Below are 14153 nucleotides of genomic sequence, written 5' to 3'. Positions count from 1 at the left end.
ATAAGCCATCAAACAGCAGGATTCAGGTCTATCTCATGAAGATCAGTGATATTGATGTCGACGCGATCATAGCGAATGCAAGGCAGCAACTTAAAGATGATGCATCTATTTCTCCATCGTTACGATCAACGTTTGAGATACTCCTGTTAATCATTCCAATCCTGCTAGGACGCGTCAACACCAACAGTCGCAATAGCAGCAAACCCCCGTCTCAGGATCCTGATCGCGTTAAAAAAGAACGCGCTAAAAGTGATCGTAAACCCGGCGGCCAACAGGGGCGTATCGGGAAAACATTACAACCCGTGGATGATCCAGATGAGATCAACGTTGTTAAAATCGATCGTCGCACCTTGCCCAAGGGGAGCACTTACACGTTCGCTGGCTATGAGACTCGGCAGGTCTTTGATATCGATATCAGTCGTCTCGTCACAGAGTACCGTGCTGAAATCCTTGAAGATGAACAGGGTAATCGTGTCACCGCGCCCTTTCCAGAGGGTGTGAAATCGTCAGTTCAATATGGCCCTGTATTAAAGGCTCATGCGGTTTACTTATCCCTGTATCAGTTACTGCCGTATGACCGCGTACGTGAGTACTTTGAAGATCAGCTCAGTATTCCGTTAAGTGTCGGTTCGTTATTTAACTTCAATAAAGAAGCCTTCGATAAAGCCGCGCCGTTTGAGTCATGGGTCAAACAGCGTCTGACTCAGGCGCAGGTGATCCATGCCGATGAAACCGGTATCAATATTGGTGGAAAGCGTCATTGGCTGCATTGTGCATCCAATGAGTCACTCACGTGGTTAGCACCTCACTCAAAACGAGGCAGTGAAGCCATGGATCAGATCGGCATCTTACCGCGCTTTACCGGTACGCTGTGTCATGATCACTGGAAACCCTATTACCGCTATACCGATTGCCAGCATGCACTGTGTAATGCTCACCATTTGCGTGAACTTGAACGCGTCTGGGAGCAGGACAAACAAGCCTGGGCACAGCGCATGCAGACATTACTGTGCACCATGAATGATGCCGTCATCAATGCTGGCGGGTCAGTACCTGCCGATCAAGCGGAAGGTTGGCGTAAAGCTTATAGAGACTGTTTAAAGAAAGCGGATATTGAATGTCCGCCACCCGATGAAGTACAACGAGACGGCAAACGCGGTCGCCTTAAGCGCTCAACGGCACGAAATCTACTTGAGAGGCTGAGGAACTTCGAAGCCGATGTGCTTAGATTTTTAGAGGATCCCCATGTGCCCTTTACCAACAACCAAGGTGAACGGGATATCCGGATGCTCAAGGTGCAGCAGAAAATATCAGGGTGCTTCCGGTCGCTGGAAGGTGCTCATATCTTCTGTCGTGTCCGGAGTTATTTATCGACTGCACGCAAGCAAGGAGTCAGCGGCTCGCAGGCTATGGCATCACTTTTTAAAGGAGAGCTGTTACCTTTTATGAATGCTGCCGATGATAATAAATAAACCTGCTGGGTCTATAATGGCTGAATAGTTACGAAAAAGCTTCAGATATTTGTGTATTCTGTAAACCCGATTGCCGCTTATATTCAATCCAAACCGCTAAGGTGTGTGGAAGATTCAAAGCAATCAAAGTACTTTTATTGAGCCGGAACTCTGCTGAGAGTTGATTTTCGAGACGTTGTTGGATTAATCGCTGCTGTTGACGTGCCTGGCTACAAGAGACAATTCCGATAGACATGTTGGGTCAAGCTCCTTTTGACAATTAACTAAAGCTCAATCTCCTAGACGAGCACTTTCCAACAGTAATGCTAGCTAGTTAAATACGGCAAGTCAAACTTGGTATTTAAGGGCTCCTACACGCATATATTTAACGTTACCTGATTACCCATATCCTCGGCCATGAGAACTTTTATTCTGGCACTGCCTGATTGTCTGTTGGCCAAGGCCTTCCTGAAGTCACTGTGCAGCCTTTGGTCGACACTGATTAACACCGCCATCGTGGAAAAAATAATCTGACCAAAAAAACAGAGATGGCACAGTATCTGCATTCAAACAAGGTATCAGATGGCGAGAAAGCGGCTAATACGGCGCTCTGCCCCACAGCAAAGTTGCTGAGGGCTCATTGACGGGTAACAGGCCTGTCGAAGCGCACCGAAAAAAGGCCTCCCGATCGTTAAATGCACCAATTTTGAACAATGGCGTTCAACACTCCCTCTAGCGGGGGGATCGTTGAACGCCATTTTTTTTTGCCCTTGTGGACCCAGCGATGGATGTAAAACAATGACTGCTCACACCAAGTTCAATCTGTTCTCGTTTACCGGGAAAATGAAGATCCTGCATATGAGCTGGATCGCCTTCTTCCTGACCTTCTTTGTCTGGTTCAACTTTGCACCCTTGCTGGGCGTGATCAAGACCTCCCTCGGACTGACCTCCGACGAGATCAAAACCCTGTTGATCCTCAACGTCGCCCTGACTATACCGGCCCGGGTACTGATCGGCATGCTCACCGACAAATACGGTCCACGCAATGTCTATGCAACACTGTTGCTCTTCTGCAGCTTGCCCTGCTTCATGTTCGCCCTGGCCCAGGACTTCACCCAGGCCGCTGTCGCCCGCTTCCTGCTGGGCTTTATCGGAGCAGGCTTCGTGGTGGGTATCCGCATGGTCAGCGAATGGTTCCCGGCCAATGAGCTGGGCACCGCCGAGGGCATCTACGGTGGCTGGGGCAACTTCGGTTCTGCCGCCGCCGCCATGCTGCTGCCGACTCTGGCGCTGATATTCGGCGGTGACGACGGCTGGCGCTATGCCGTGGGCATCACTGGCCTGATGTCCCTGATCTTCAGCTTCGTCTGGTACTTCAATGTGTCCGACACCCCCAAGGGCTCGACCTACTTCAAGCCCAAGCGTATCGGTGGCCTGGAAGTCACCAGCAAGGGCGACTTCGTCTTCCTGCTGATCATGAAGATCCCCCTCTATGCGGCACTGATACTGCTGTGCTGGAAACTCTCACCCCAGGGGGTCTCGATCCTAAGCAGCACCGCGGCCCTTTTCGTCTATATCGGTCTGGTGGCCTTCTTCTTTTACGATTGTTATTGCGCCTACCTCGTTAACCGAGAGATCTTCACCCAGCCGGTACCGGAGATGCATCGCTACAAGTTCAAGCAGGTCGCGGTACTGAATGTGCTCTACTTCGCCACCTTTGGTTCTGAGCTGGCTGTGGTCTCCATGCTGCCGCTGTTTTTTGCCGATGTCTTCGAACTGAACATGGTCTATGCAGGTCTGCTCGCTTCGGGCTATGCTTTCATGAATCTGATGTCCCGTCCTGCCGGTGGCCTGATCAGTGACCGCTTCGGCCGCAAGGCCACCCTGCTGGTACTGACAGCGGGTCTGGCCATCGGGTATGCCGTGATGTCGGTGATCGACAGCAGCTGGCCGCTGGTACTGGCGGTTATTGCCGCCATGACCTGCTCGTTCTTTGTACAGGCTGGCGAAGGCGCGGTCTTCGCGGTGGTACCGCTGATCAAGCGTCGCCTCACCGGTCAGGTGGCAGGCATGACCGGCGCCTACGGTAACGTCGGTGCGGTGTTCTATCTCACCGTGCTGTCCATGGTCAGCTACCAAACCTTCTTCATGGTCATTGCCGCTACTGCGGTGCTCGGCTTTATCACTCTGTTGCTGCTGGAAGAACCCCGCGGACACATGGCCGAAGTCAATGCAGACGGTAGTGTCGAGTTGATCAGAGTCTCCTGATGAGAGTCTCCTGATCTGCATGCTGACAGGCAGTTAACAGGGAGCGAAGCCCCAGCAGGGCTTCGCTCCTTTTTGAGGTTTTGGAACCACGATGATGAATCAGTCCCTGAGTGTGCAGGCCAGACTGAAAATCCGCTTCGGCGGCCAGTCGATTGCCGGCATCAAGCCACAGAATCAGGATGCCTTTGCCGCCCATGCCCCAGACGATCAGGCACTACTGCTAAAGGGTGCCGCGGCGGTCATTGCCGACGGCGTCAGCAGCTGCGCCGATTCCCATATCGCCAGCCAGACAGCTGTCACCAGTTTCATCACCGACTATTTCAGCACCCCGGACAGCTGGAGTACTCGCCATGCGGCTGCCCGCGTGGTGTCGAGCCTCAACAGCTGGTTGTATCAGCAAAACGCGAACCGCCAAGGTCACGACGACAGCATGCTGTGCACCTTTTCAGCGGTGATCTTCAAATCCAATACGCTGCACTGCTTTCATGTCGGCGACAGCCGCATCTGGCTCTGCCGTAATGGCGAAGTGGAGCAACTGACACGTGACCATGTACATGTGGAGCGCGGGCGCAATTACCTGTCCCGCGCCTTCGGCGCCGACCAGCATCTGGAGCTCGACTACTGCACCCAGACGCTGGAGCCCGGCGATCGCATCCTGCTGACCACCGACGGCGTGCATGAACACCTGACCCGGGCGCAGATCAGTCAGCTGCTGACCCAGCATCCCAGCGATCCAGTGGCCACCAGCGCACTGCTGATCGAACAAGCTATGGCGGCTGGCAGCGATGACAATCTCACCGCACTGCTGATCGAGGTGGACCAGTTGCCACTGGAAACCCCGGATGAAAACTTCCAGCGTCTCAGCGTCCTGCCCATCCCGCCGGTGCTGAATGTTGGCAACCGCATTGACGACTACGAGGTGCTGGACGTGATATTCAGCGGCACCCGCAGCCATATGTACCGCGTCAAGGATTCGGTCAGCGGTCAGATCTATGTACTCAAGGCACCATCCGAGAACTTCAGCGAAGACAGCCTGTACCTGGACGGATTCATGCGCGAGGAATGGGTAGGGCGCAGACTGGATCACCCCAATGTCATGAAAACCTACGCCCCACCGCGGCCCAAGCGTTTGCTGTACTACCTGGGCGAGTATATCGAGGGCCAGAACCTGCGACAGTGGATGCAGGACACCCCCCAGCCTCCACTGGACAAGATTCGCGACCTGATGCGACAGATTATTGCTGGCCTGCGCGCTTTTCAGCGTGCCGAGATGGTGCATCAGGATCTCAAGCCGGAAAACATCATGATCGATCATGACGGCAGGGTGCGCATTCTGGATTTCGGCACCGTGCGTATCGCCGGCATCGAGGAAATGGGCTCGCCTCTGGACAAGTCCATTCCCCAGGGATCCGTCAATTATGTGGCCCCTGAATACCTGATGGGACAGCAGGGCAGCTTTCGTGCCGACCTGTTTTCACTTGCCGTGATCTGCTATGAAATGATCACCGGCCAGCTGCCCTATGAGGAGCCTTCCACCCAGCGCTATCGCATTGAGCATTACGGCGAACTGCATTACATACCGGCACTCAAGTACCGCAAAGACCTGCCATTCTGGATGGAAGGTTGCCTGCGCAAGGCCCTGCAGCCCAACCCAGCGCACCGCTATAACGCCTATTCCGAATTTATGCATGACCTGACGACCCCCAACCGCCAGCTGGAGGCACGGGTGCGCGACCAGCCCCTGATGACTCGCAACCCACTACTGGGCTGGAAACTGATTGCAGCCATTCTGCTGCTGATCAACCTGTTACAAGCCCTGCTGTAACTACCTGATGCAAAGCTCTGATGTAAGCTCTGATGTAAGCCCTGATGCAAAGCCCAAGCCGTAGCTGTTTTTTAGTCAGTTACGGCGGATACTAAAGAAAATACCGACGAGGCACTCGATTACCCTGCAACATAATGCCATCCGCCAGCAGCCGGGCACGCTGCTCAACTGCCCCATCGTGATCCGCCAGATGACCATCGCTGCGGATCACTCTGTGCCAGGGTAAAGCGGAGCCGGCAGGCAGGCTGGACATCGCACGCGCCACCATACGGGCATTCACGCCATCCAACTGCTTCGCCAACCCACCATAGCTGACTACCCGGTCACGCGGCAGCGCTGCCAGCAGCGTGTATAGCTGTACCTTCCAGTCAACAACTACATCGTCCATGTATCAATCCATCCAGCAATGGTAAGCACTTGCATACCCGGAAGCTCTTTATTCAAGCAACAGCCAGGTGGCCTTTAATTCGGTATATTTGTCGAAAGCATGCAGTGACTTGTCACGCCCATTGCCCGATTGCTTGAAGCCACCAAAGGGTGCTGTCATATCACCACCATCATAGTGATTGATCCAGACACTACCGGCACGTAGCGCCTTGGCCACCTTGTGCGCCTTGTTGATATCCGCACTCCAGACAGCCGCAGCAAGACCATAAATGGTGTCGTTGGCGATCTCAACCGCCTCTTCAGCCGTGTTGAAGGGGATAACAGAGAGGACAGGCCCGAAGATCTCTTCACTGGCGATACGCATGCGGTTATGCACCTGATCGAAGATGGTCGGCTCAACAAACATGCCGCCAGTCTCCTGCATCAAACGCTTGCCGCCCTGCACCAGTTTTGCGCCTTCCTGCTGTCCCGCTTCGATATAGCCGATCACCCGTTCCAGTTGCTGCTGATCGACTATCGCACCACTCACCGTATTCGGATCCAGTGGATGGCCCGGTTCCCAGGCCAGCATCTCCTGCTTGACCAGTTCGACAAACTGATCCTTGATACTCGCCTCTACCAGCAGGCGCGTACCCGCCGTGCACACCTCACCCTGATTGAACGCCAGGGCTGATGCTGCGGCCTTTGCAGCAACTTTGAGATCCTGCGCATCGGCAAAAACGATATTCGGGCTCTTGCCACCGGCTTCAAGCCAGACGCGCTTCATATTGGACTGCCCGGCATAGATCATCAGTTGCTTGGCAATGCCGGTTGAACCGGTGAACACCAGGCAGTCAACATCCATATGCAGCGCCAGCGCCTTGCCCACAGTATGTCCGTAACCCGGCAATACATTGAACACGCCGTCCGGTATTCCGGCCTCTTTTGCCAGAATGGCGATACGAATGGCAGTCAGTGGTGATTTTTCGGAGGGCTTCAGAATGACCGAGTTGCCGGTTGCCAGGGCCGGTGCAATCTTCCAGGCAGCCATGATCAGCGGAAAGTTCCAGGGGACTATCGCAGCGACCACGCCGATCGGCTCACGCGTGATCATGCCGATCTCGTTATGTGCAGTTGGTGCCAGCTCATCATAGTGCTTGTCGATCGCTTCTGCGGTCCAGCGGATCGCCCGTTCGGCAGCCGGAATATCGCCGCGCAACGCAAAGCGTATCGGTTTGCCCATATCCAGGGTTTCCAGCAGCGCCAGCTCCTCGCGATTGTCGCGGATCAGATCCGCAAACTTCAGCAGAATCTGTTTGCGCTTCGCAGGTGCCATTCTGGACCAGACACCAGATTCGAACGCTTCACGCGCCGCCTGAACCGCAATCTCGGCATCACCTTCGTCGCAACTCGCCACTTCACCTAACTGGCGCCCATCCACAGGGCTGATGCAGGTAAAGGTTTCACCCTTCAGCGCGGAGACATACTGCCCCTGTATAAAGGCCTTGCCATTGATGCTCAGACCCGCAGCCCGAGCTTCCCAATCTTCATATGTAGCCGGTGCAGACATAACAACCTCAAGTTCTGTTATTGTGTATTCAGTTAATCATATCGGTCTGACTGGAAAAAATCCTGCTTTGCAGTTTCTTTTCTGTGACATAGACTGATGTTTGGTTAAGACATACTTTCGTCTAAGAAATGAGGTGCTTATGACCGATTTTTCTCCGGTACCCTCCTACTATGCCGCATCCGCCAACCCGGCACCCCAGCGGCCCTTTCTCAAAGAGAGGATCGAGGCGGATGTTTGTATCGTCGGAGCAGGCTATACCGGCCTTTCCACCGCACTTTTTCTGGCTGAGGCCGGCTTCAAGGTTGTTGTCCTTGAAGCCGCTACTGTCGGCTGGGGCGCTTCTGGCCGAAATGGCGGCCAGATAGTCAACAGCTACAGCCGCGACCTGGATGTGATCGAAAAGCAGACCAGTGCCGATAATGCGCGCCTGCTGGGCGAGATGGCATTTGAGGGTGGCCGTATCATCCGCCAGCGCGTGAAAGAATATGATATAGCCTGTGACCTGAAAGATGGCGGCGTCTTTGCCGCACTGGCACCCGGGCAGATGGAGCATCTGGAGAGCCAGAAGCAGCTCTGGGAGCGCTATGGTCACCCAGGCCTTGAGATGCTGGATAAAGATGCGATTCACGGCATGGTCGACAGCAAACGCTATATCGGCGGCATGCTGGACCCGACCGGAGGGCATATTCACCCCTTGAATCTGGCTTTGGGAGAGGCCGCTGCTCTGGAATCGCTGGGTGGGACCATTTATGAGTATTCAGCCGTCACCGCGATTCATCATGGCGCACGGCCTGAAGTGGTCACGGATGATGGCTCTGTGCTGGCTCGCTTTGTGATGATTGCAGGCAACGCCTATCTGGGCACTCTGATCCCAGAACTGGCGGCCAAGTCGATGCCCTGTGGGACTCAGGTTATTGCCACCGAGCCCCTGTCTGAAGAGCAGGCCGCAAAGCTCCTGCCACAGGACTATTGCGTCGAAGACTGCAACTTCCTGCTCGATTACTATCGCCTGTCCGGTGATCGACGCCTGATCTATGGCGGGGGTGTGATCTATGGAGCGCGTGATCCGGCCAACATCATCAACATGATCCAGCCGAATCTGCTGAAAACCTTTCCTCAGCTCGCCGAGGTGAAGATTGATTATGCCTGGACCGGCAACTTCCTGCTGACCCTGTCACGACTGCCGCAGATGGGCCGTCTGGAGGATAATGTCTATTATTCCCAGGGCTGTTCAGGTCATGGCGTCACCTTTACCCATGTTGCCGGTAAGGCACTGGCAATGGCAATCCAGGGTCAGGCCGAGCGCTTCGATGCCTTTGCGAGCCTGCGCCACTACCCCTTCCCGGGCGGACGTCTGTTCCGGGTGCCACTGACGGCCATGGGGGCCTGGTACTATAATATGCGCGATAAGCTGGGTGTTTAGCCCCAGACAACACACTATAACGAGCGTGAGGAAACTGTAAGATGCGCCAGGTAACGGTCGCTGCCACCCAGATCAGCTGTGGCTGGGATGTTGATGAGAATATCCGTAAAGCGGAACAGAAGGTGCGTGATGCTCATACAGCCGGTGCTCAGATCATCCTGATTCAGGAGCTGTTTGAGCGTTGTTACTTCTGTCAGAAGCAGCGCTATGATTACCTCTCCTTCGCCACCCCCCTGGAAGAGAACCCGGCCGTAGCTCACTTCAGTGCGCTGGCAGCAGAGCTGCAGGTGGTATTGCCTGTGAGTTTCTACGAGCGGGCCAATAACGCTTACTACAACAGTATCGCGATCATCGATGCCGATGGCAGCCTGCTCGGGGTGTACCGAAAAGCCCACATACCCGATGGACCGGGCTATTCAGAGAAATTCTACTTCACTCCGGGGGATACCGGCTTCCGTGTCTGGGATACCGCTTATGGTCGTATTGGTGTCGGCATCTGCTGGGATCAGTGGTTCCCGGAGTGTGCCCGTGCCATGGCACTGATGGGGGCTGAGCTACTCTTTTATCCAACAGCCATCGGCAGCGAGCCGCAGGACACTGGTCTTGATTCGCGCGATCACTGGCACAATGCTCAATGTGGCCACGCAGCCGCCAACCTGGTGCCCCTGATTGCCAGCAACCGCACCGGGGTTGAAACCGAGGGCGATTCCAGCATCACCTTCTATGGCTCATCCTTCATTGCCGATGAAACAGGCAAGCGTGTTGCAGAACTGGGCCGCAATGAAGAGGGTATTCTGGTCCATACCTTCGATCTCGATGCCCTGGCTAACAAGCGCCACAGCTGGGGGGTGTTCCGCGACCGTCGCACCGAACTCTATGATGTACTGCTGACAAAAGATGGCAAGGAGTATGGTGCATGAGCAAACTGCTGCAGAGCACACCGCGTGCTGATGGCTTTCATATGCCTGCCGAGTGGCTGACGCACCAACAGACCTGGATGGTCTGGCCTGAGCGCTGCGATAACTGGCGACTCGGGGCTAAACCGGCACAGCAGGCATTCGTAGATGTCGCCAGAGCCATCGCCCGCTTTGAACCGGTGACCGTCGGCGTTTCTGCCGCCCAGTATGAGCACGCCGCTACCCGACTCGCCCAGAGCCGCGATGACAGCAAAAGCCACGATATACGGGTTATCGAGCTGTCCAGCAATGATGCCTGGATGCGCGATACCGGCCCGACCTTTGTCATAAATGATCTGGGTGAAGTGCGTGGTATCGATTGGATGTTCAACGCCTGGGGTGGGCTGAATGGCGGGCTCTATTTCCCCTGGGATCAGGATGATCTGGTGGCTCGTAAAGTGCTGCAGATTGAGCGCAAGGCCCGCTATCGTGCCGACTTCATCCTTGAGGGCGGCGCCATTCATGTGGATGGTGAAGGCACCCTGTTGACCACCGAAGCCTGCCTGCTCAACCCGAATCGCAACCCGCACCTGTCGCGGCAGGAGATAGAGGCTCACCTCAGTGACTATCTGGGTATCGACAAGGTACTGTGGTTACCACGCGGTATCCATGAGGATGAAACCGATGAGCATATCGATAACGTGGCCTGCTTTATCCGTCCCGGCGAAGTATTGCTGGCCTGGACCGATGACCGCGAAGACCCGCAGTATGGGTTATCCAGCGCCGCCTTTGACTATCTGAGCCAACAGACGGATGCCCGTGGCCGGCCTCTAACCATACACAAACTGCCACTGCCTGCACCGATGTATATCACAGAAGAGGAAGCCGATGCTGTTGACCCCTCCGAGGGTGCTCAGCCACGCCTGGCCGGTCAGCGCATGGCGGCAAGCTATATCAACTTCCTGATCTGCAACGGTGGCATTGTGATGCCGGCTTTCGATGATCCCATGGATAACGTTGCCGCCGAGATGATTGCCAGCCTGATGCCCGAGCGCGAAGTGGTCCAGGTACCGGGACGGGAGATACTGCTCGGTGGTGGCAATATTCACTGCATCACTCAGCAGCAGCCGCTTAGCCGCTGAGTGATCGCTATGCCCTGAGGCACGCCAGCAGTGCACTCAGAATCTCGTCCCGGCTTGCGCATGTCATGATGGTTGGGGGTCTTACCTTACTGCAGAGACTGACCAGCCTTGTCAGGGGGCACGCCAGACCGCTTGCGACTTTTGTTCCCCCAACATCAAATACAAGAATCATAGCGTGCCTCCCCCTGTCCGGGACATGATTGTGTTGCGCAGAATCCTGCTCAACACATATGCCACAAGCGCGACCAATCCCAACGCGAACCACGCGGTGCGCAGTCCGAAAGCGTGCGACGCAACGCTGCCGACGAAAACAGGGCTGAGCAAATAGCCCAGATAAGACAATGTCGTCACAAAGCTCAGTACAGTCGTGCGTCTGTCGTCGGCAACATTGGTGCTTATCCAGCTGTAAAGACTCGGCACAATCGGGGCCACCAGCAGGCCCATAATGGCGGCCAGCGCCAGCGTCAGATAAATCGAAGTGCTGAATGCCATCAGCGTAAATCCGGCGGCTGTGCCAATCGTCCCCCAATGCAGTGTGCGCTCGATGGTTATGACGTGTTCCCACCGGTCCGCCGCCATCCGCCCTACAAAAATCGCCGCCATATACAGGCTTGGCGTAAGGCTTGCGACCGTGGCAGTGCTGTTGAGATTCTGCTCGACAAACAGGGTCGACCATTGCTCGACAGCGTTTTCCAGAAAGAGAAAGATCACAATCAGGGCGAAAATGCCGCTGATGCCTGCGAAGGCGCCCGGTACCGACCAACGCAGCAGCGCTTGGCCATCGTTCGATGCAGAGGTTTCTTCCCTGGACATCGCGCTGACGTGCCTTGAACTCGCATAGAACAAAGCAAGTGGTGGCACCATAAAGGCGGCGACCACGAAAAGAATGATATCGGTGTATATGTTCATGTCCCGTGCCACACCGACAATGGGTGCGGCCAGGATCACACCCAACGGGAACACGCCATGTGCGCGCTGGAACAATGAGCGACCGAATGCTTTCTCGGCATTCGACACGTTCACGTTCAGCGCAATGTCCAACAGCCCCGACATCATGCCCAAAACAACCAAAAACCCGGCCAGGCTTGCAAAGCCGGAAGCGTTCCCCAACAGCAGAACTGCACAGGCAAAGGCACAAAGCAGAACCATCAAGGCTTTGGCTGGACTTGTTTTGACCAGCCTTCCGCCCAATACCATGGCCGCGATGGCCCCGATGCTGATACCCGTAAGCGCATAACCAAGGGCCGCATCAGACAGCGCCAGATCATACTTGAACTGGGGCAACAGAACCCCCCAGGCACCCCAAAAAACACCCCAGGAAAAATAGGACAGAAGCAACGAAAGAACGATCGCGCGTTCAGAATGCTTCACGATCTGGATCGATTTCCGATAGTTCGTACTGCCCCGATAGTTCCGATTTTCATTGCTGTTTCCTCCATGAAATTGGTGTTGTCAGCCCTAGTCCAACTGCGCAAAGGCGGCGCTTGCCGCACCCAGAAAAAGTTTGGCTCCGTCTATCTCGGCATCGTCGAAACCACAGCCGCGAATCAGTCTAGCAGTGCCGTACTTCGAAATATCCAGCGTAAGCGGCTGCTTGCCGAAATTGAAAACAGCAAGCAGAGTTTCAGACCCTGACGCACGCACGATCCCCAGCGCCGGTTCAGGTAGATTAAGAAGCTCGAAAGTCCCCACAAAGTAGGAGCGGTTAGCTTTCCGCCACGCCAAGAAGGCACGTACACGCCCCAAAGTTGACCGAGGGTCAGCTTCTTGAACGTCGACAGCTTTGACAAAATGCGACACGCTTACAGGCAACCAGGGTTTGACAGAACTGAAACCGGCAAACTCTCCCTGGCTTGTCCAGGGCATCGGGGTTCGGCACCCGTCCCGCCCTTTGAACTCAGGCCAAAACCTTTTGCCGAACGGGTCTTGAAGATCCTCGAATGCGATGCTCGATTCCTCCAACCCCAATTCGTCCCCTTGGAAAAGACAAGGCGTTCCCTGCAGAGTGCAGACGAACGCCGTCAGCATGACACCGGCGTCTTTGGCCTGATCTTCGAACCCCCAGCGCGACACAACACGCTTGACATCGTGATTACTCAGGCTGTTGCAAGTCCACCCGTCGCCGATGTTACGCTGCCGTTCCTCAATGATCTTCCCAAGCTCGCCCGCGGTTGGCGTTTCGCAAAACAGGTCAAAGCCGTAGACCATGCTCAATCGCTTGTTGCTTTCAGAATAAGCCCGCATCTGGTCGGCGACCGCCTCATCGGTGGACAACTCTCCAACGGTCAATTTCTCTCCGTAGCCGTCCAGCAACTTGCGAAAACGCTCCAGAAAAATCAGGGTCTCGGGCCGAGACTTGTCGTACAGATGCGACTGCATCGCATAGGGATAATCGGACGGAACACTTCTGATCTCGATGTCTTTGGAAATCGGGGGGTTCGATCTCAACTCAGCATCGTGGAAAAAGAAATTGACGGTATCAAGACGGAATCCGTCAACACCTAACTCCAGCCAGAACTTCACAACGTTCAAAGCGGCTTCCTGCACTTCGGGATTGTGAAAGTTCATGTCAGGCTGCGATACCAGAAAGTTGTGCAGATAGTATTGCTTTCGAACCGGCTCCCACTCCCAAGCGCTTCCGCCGAACAGCGACAGCCAGTTATTGGGGGGAGACCCATCGTCTGCGGCATCCGCCCAGACATACCAGTTCGCTTTTACGTTGAATCTGTCGCGACGGCTCTCTTGAAACCAAGGGTGCTGGTTTGACGTGTGGCTCAGCACAAGATCCACAATGATCTTTAGACCAAGATCATGGGCCGCCCCAATCAAATCGCGTGCATCGTTAAGTGTTCCGAACATCGGGTCCACGTTGCAATGGTCGGTGACATCATAGCCGAAGTCTTCCATAGGCGACGGATAAACCGGTGAAAGCCAGATAACATCCACACCTAATGCCGCAATGTAGTCCAACTTGCTGATCAGGCCTGGGATATCCCCGATCCCATTACCATCCTTGTCACAGTACGAACGCGGATATACCTGATAGATTACAGCTGACCTCCACCATGCATTTGCCACTCGCGATCTCCTTAAACAAAACAAACTTAATCGTTTAAGTTGAGACTGCCACAGGATTTTTCGAATTGCAACGCTGTTTGAACTAACTAAGTCAAGACTTCCTAAAGCCACTCAGGGCTGCCCGCAGCACGCGC

General features: G+C 54.9%; 11 protein-coding genes. 6 read left to right on the top strand and 5 right to left on the bottom strand.

Annotated elements, in window-relative coordinates; genetic code table 11:
- Positions 1-35 precede the first annotated feature (35 nt).
- Complete coding sequence (gene tnpC, locus ACK3CJ_RS00230; RefSeq protein WP_409524409.1) at positions 36-1472, top strand: IS66 family transposase; 1437 nt, start codon at positions 36-38, stop codon at positions 1470-1472.
- A gap of 28 nt (positions 1473-1500) precedes the next feature.
- Here tnpC and ACK3CJ_RS00225 read toward each other — a convergent pair whose 3' ends face one another.
- Complete coding sequence (locus tag ACK3CJ_RS00225) at positions 1501-1707, bottom strand: hypothetical protein (protein WP_409524408.1); 207 nt, start codon at positions 1705-1707, stop codon at positions 1501-1503.
- 542 nt (positions 1708-2249) lie between these two features.
- On the opposite strand from ACK3CJ_RS00225, the gene ACK3CJ_RS00220 reads away from it, so the two are divergent.
- Together ACK3CJ_RS00220 and ACK3CJ_RS00215 are read left to right on the top strand one after the other, a co-directional pair.
- On the top strand, positions 2250-3719 hold the full coding sequence (locus ACK3CJ_RS00220; protein WP_409524407.1) for a NarK family nitrate/nitrite MFS transporter: 1470 nt from the start codon (positions 2250-2252) through the stop codon (positions 3717-3719).
- Between the two features lie 91 nt (positions 3720-3810).
- Positions 3811-5544 carry a protein kinase domain-containing protein gene (locus ACK3CJ_RS00215; RefSeq protein WP_409524406.1) on the top strand — a complete coding sequence of 578 codons (1734 nt, stop codon included), beginning with the start codon at positions 3811-3813 and terminating at the stop codon, positions 5542-5544.
- Between the two features lie 91 nt (positions 5545-5635).
- Here the strand turns inward: ACK3CJ_RS00215 and ACK3CJ_RS00210 are convergent, their stop codons facing one another.
- Both ACK3CJ_RS00210 and ACK3CJ_RS00205 read right to left on the bottom strand, forming a co-directional pair.
- Positions 5636-5932 (bottom strand): MGMT family protein, encoded by a 297-nt coding sequence (locus ACK3CJ_RS00210; RefSeq protein ID WP_409524405.1) that lies wholly within the window; start codon positions 5930-5932, stop codon positions 5636-5638.
- A 48-nt stretch (positions 5933-5980) separates the two neighbouring features.
- Positions 5981-7480: an aldehyde dehydrogenase gene (locus tag ACK3CJ_RS00205; RefSeq protein WP_409524404.1), complete on the bottom strand. Its 1500-nt coding sequence runs from the start codon at positions 7478-7480 to the stop codon at positions 5981-5983.
- Between the two features lie 139 nt (positions 7481-7619).
- Between ACK3CJ_RS00205 and ACK3CJ_RS00200 the strand changes: the two genes are divergently transcribed.
- The 3 genes from ACK3CJ_RS00200 to aguA are packed head-to-tail and all read left to right on the top strand — an operon-like array spanning position 7620 to position 10941.
- Positions 7620-8903: an NAD(P)/FAD-dependent oxidoreductase gene (locus ACK3CJ_RS00200; protein WP_409524403.1), complete on the top strand. Its 1284-nt coding sequence runs from the start codon at positions 7620-7622 to the stop codon at positions 8901-8903.
- Positions 8904-8944: 41 nt separating this feature from the next.
- Complete coding sequence (gene aguB / locus ACK3CJ_RS00195) at positions 8945-9823, top strand: N-carbamoylputrescine amidase (protein ID WP_409524402.1); 879 nt, start codon at positions 8945-8947, stop codon at positions 9821-9823.
- On the top strand, positions 9820-10941 hold the full coding sequence (gene aguA, locus ACK3CJ_RS00190; protein ID WP_409524401.1) for an agmatine deiminase: 1122 nt from the start codon (positions 9820-9822) through the stop codon (positions 10939-10941). The genes aguB and aguA overlap by 4 nt, the downstream gene beginning before the upstream one ends.
- Positions 10942-11109: 168 nt before the next feature.
- Here aguA and ACK3CJ_RS00185 read toward each other — a convergent pair whose 3' ends face one another.
- Together ACK3CJ_RS00185 and ACK3CJ_RS00180 are read right to left on the bottom strand one after the other, a co-directional pair.
- Positions 11110-12312 (bottom strand): MFS transporter, encoded by a 1203-nt coding sequence (locus tag ACK3CJ_RS00185; protein ID WP_409524399.1) that lies wholly within the window; start codon positions 12310-12312, stop codon positions 11110-11112.
- 87 nt (positions 12313-12399) lie between these two features.
- A complete protein-coding gene (locus ACK3CJ_RS00180) occupies positions 12400-14019 on the bottom strand; it encodes an alpha-glucosidase (RefSeq protein ID WP_409524398.1) in 1620 nt (539 codons plus the stop codon).
- Positions 14020-14153 lie beyond the last annotated feature (134 nt).

It is taken from the genome of Nitrincola salilacus (assembly GCF_046271865.1).
Classification (GTDB): domain Bacteria; phylum Pseudomonadota; class Gammaproteobacteria; order Pseudomonadales; family Balneatricaceae; genus Nitrincola; species Nitrincola salilacus.
Note: the sequence above shows the minus strand (reverse complement) of the source record. Positions and strands in the feature narration are given on the sequence as shown.

Bases quoted from the DNA above. Each gene is read 5' to 3' on its own strand.
- tnpC (WP_409524409.1), top strand. From the start codon at position 36: ATGAAGATCAGTGATATTGATGTCGACGCGATCATAGCGAATGCAAGG.
- ACK3CJ_RS00225 (WP_409524408.1), bottom strand. From the start codon at position 1,707: ATGTCTATCGGAATTGTCTCTTGTAGCCAGGCACGTCAACAGCAGCGA.
- ACK3CJ_RS00220 (WP_409524407.1), top strand. From the start codon at position 2,250: ATGACTGCTCACACCAAGTTCAATCTGTTCTCGTTTACCGGGAAAATG.
- ACK3CJ_RS00215 (WP_409524406.1), top strand. From the start codon at position 3,811: ATGATGAATCAGTCCCTGAGTGTGCAGGCCAGACTGAAAATCCGCTTC.
- ACK3CJ_RS00210 (WP_409524405.1), bottom strand. From the start codon at position 5,932: ATGGACGATGTAGTTGTTGACTGGAAGGTACAGCTATACACGCTGCTG.
- ACK3CJ_RS00205 (WP_409524404.1), bottom strand. From the start codon at position 7,480: ATGTCTGCACCGGCTACATATGAAGATTGGGAAGCTCGGGCTGCGGGT.
- ACK3CJ_RS00200 (WP_409524403.1), top strand. From the start codon at position 7,620: ATGACCGATTTTTCTCCGGTACCCTCCTACTATGCCGCATCCGCCAAC.
- aguB (WP_409524402.1), top strand. From the start codon at position 8,945: ATGCGCCAGGTAACGGTCGCTGCCACCCAGATCAGCTGTGGCTGGGAT.
- aguA (WP_409524401.1), top strand. From the start codon at position 9,820: ATGAGCAAACTGCTGCAGAGCACACCGCGTGCTGATGGCTTTCATATG.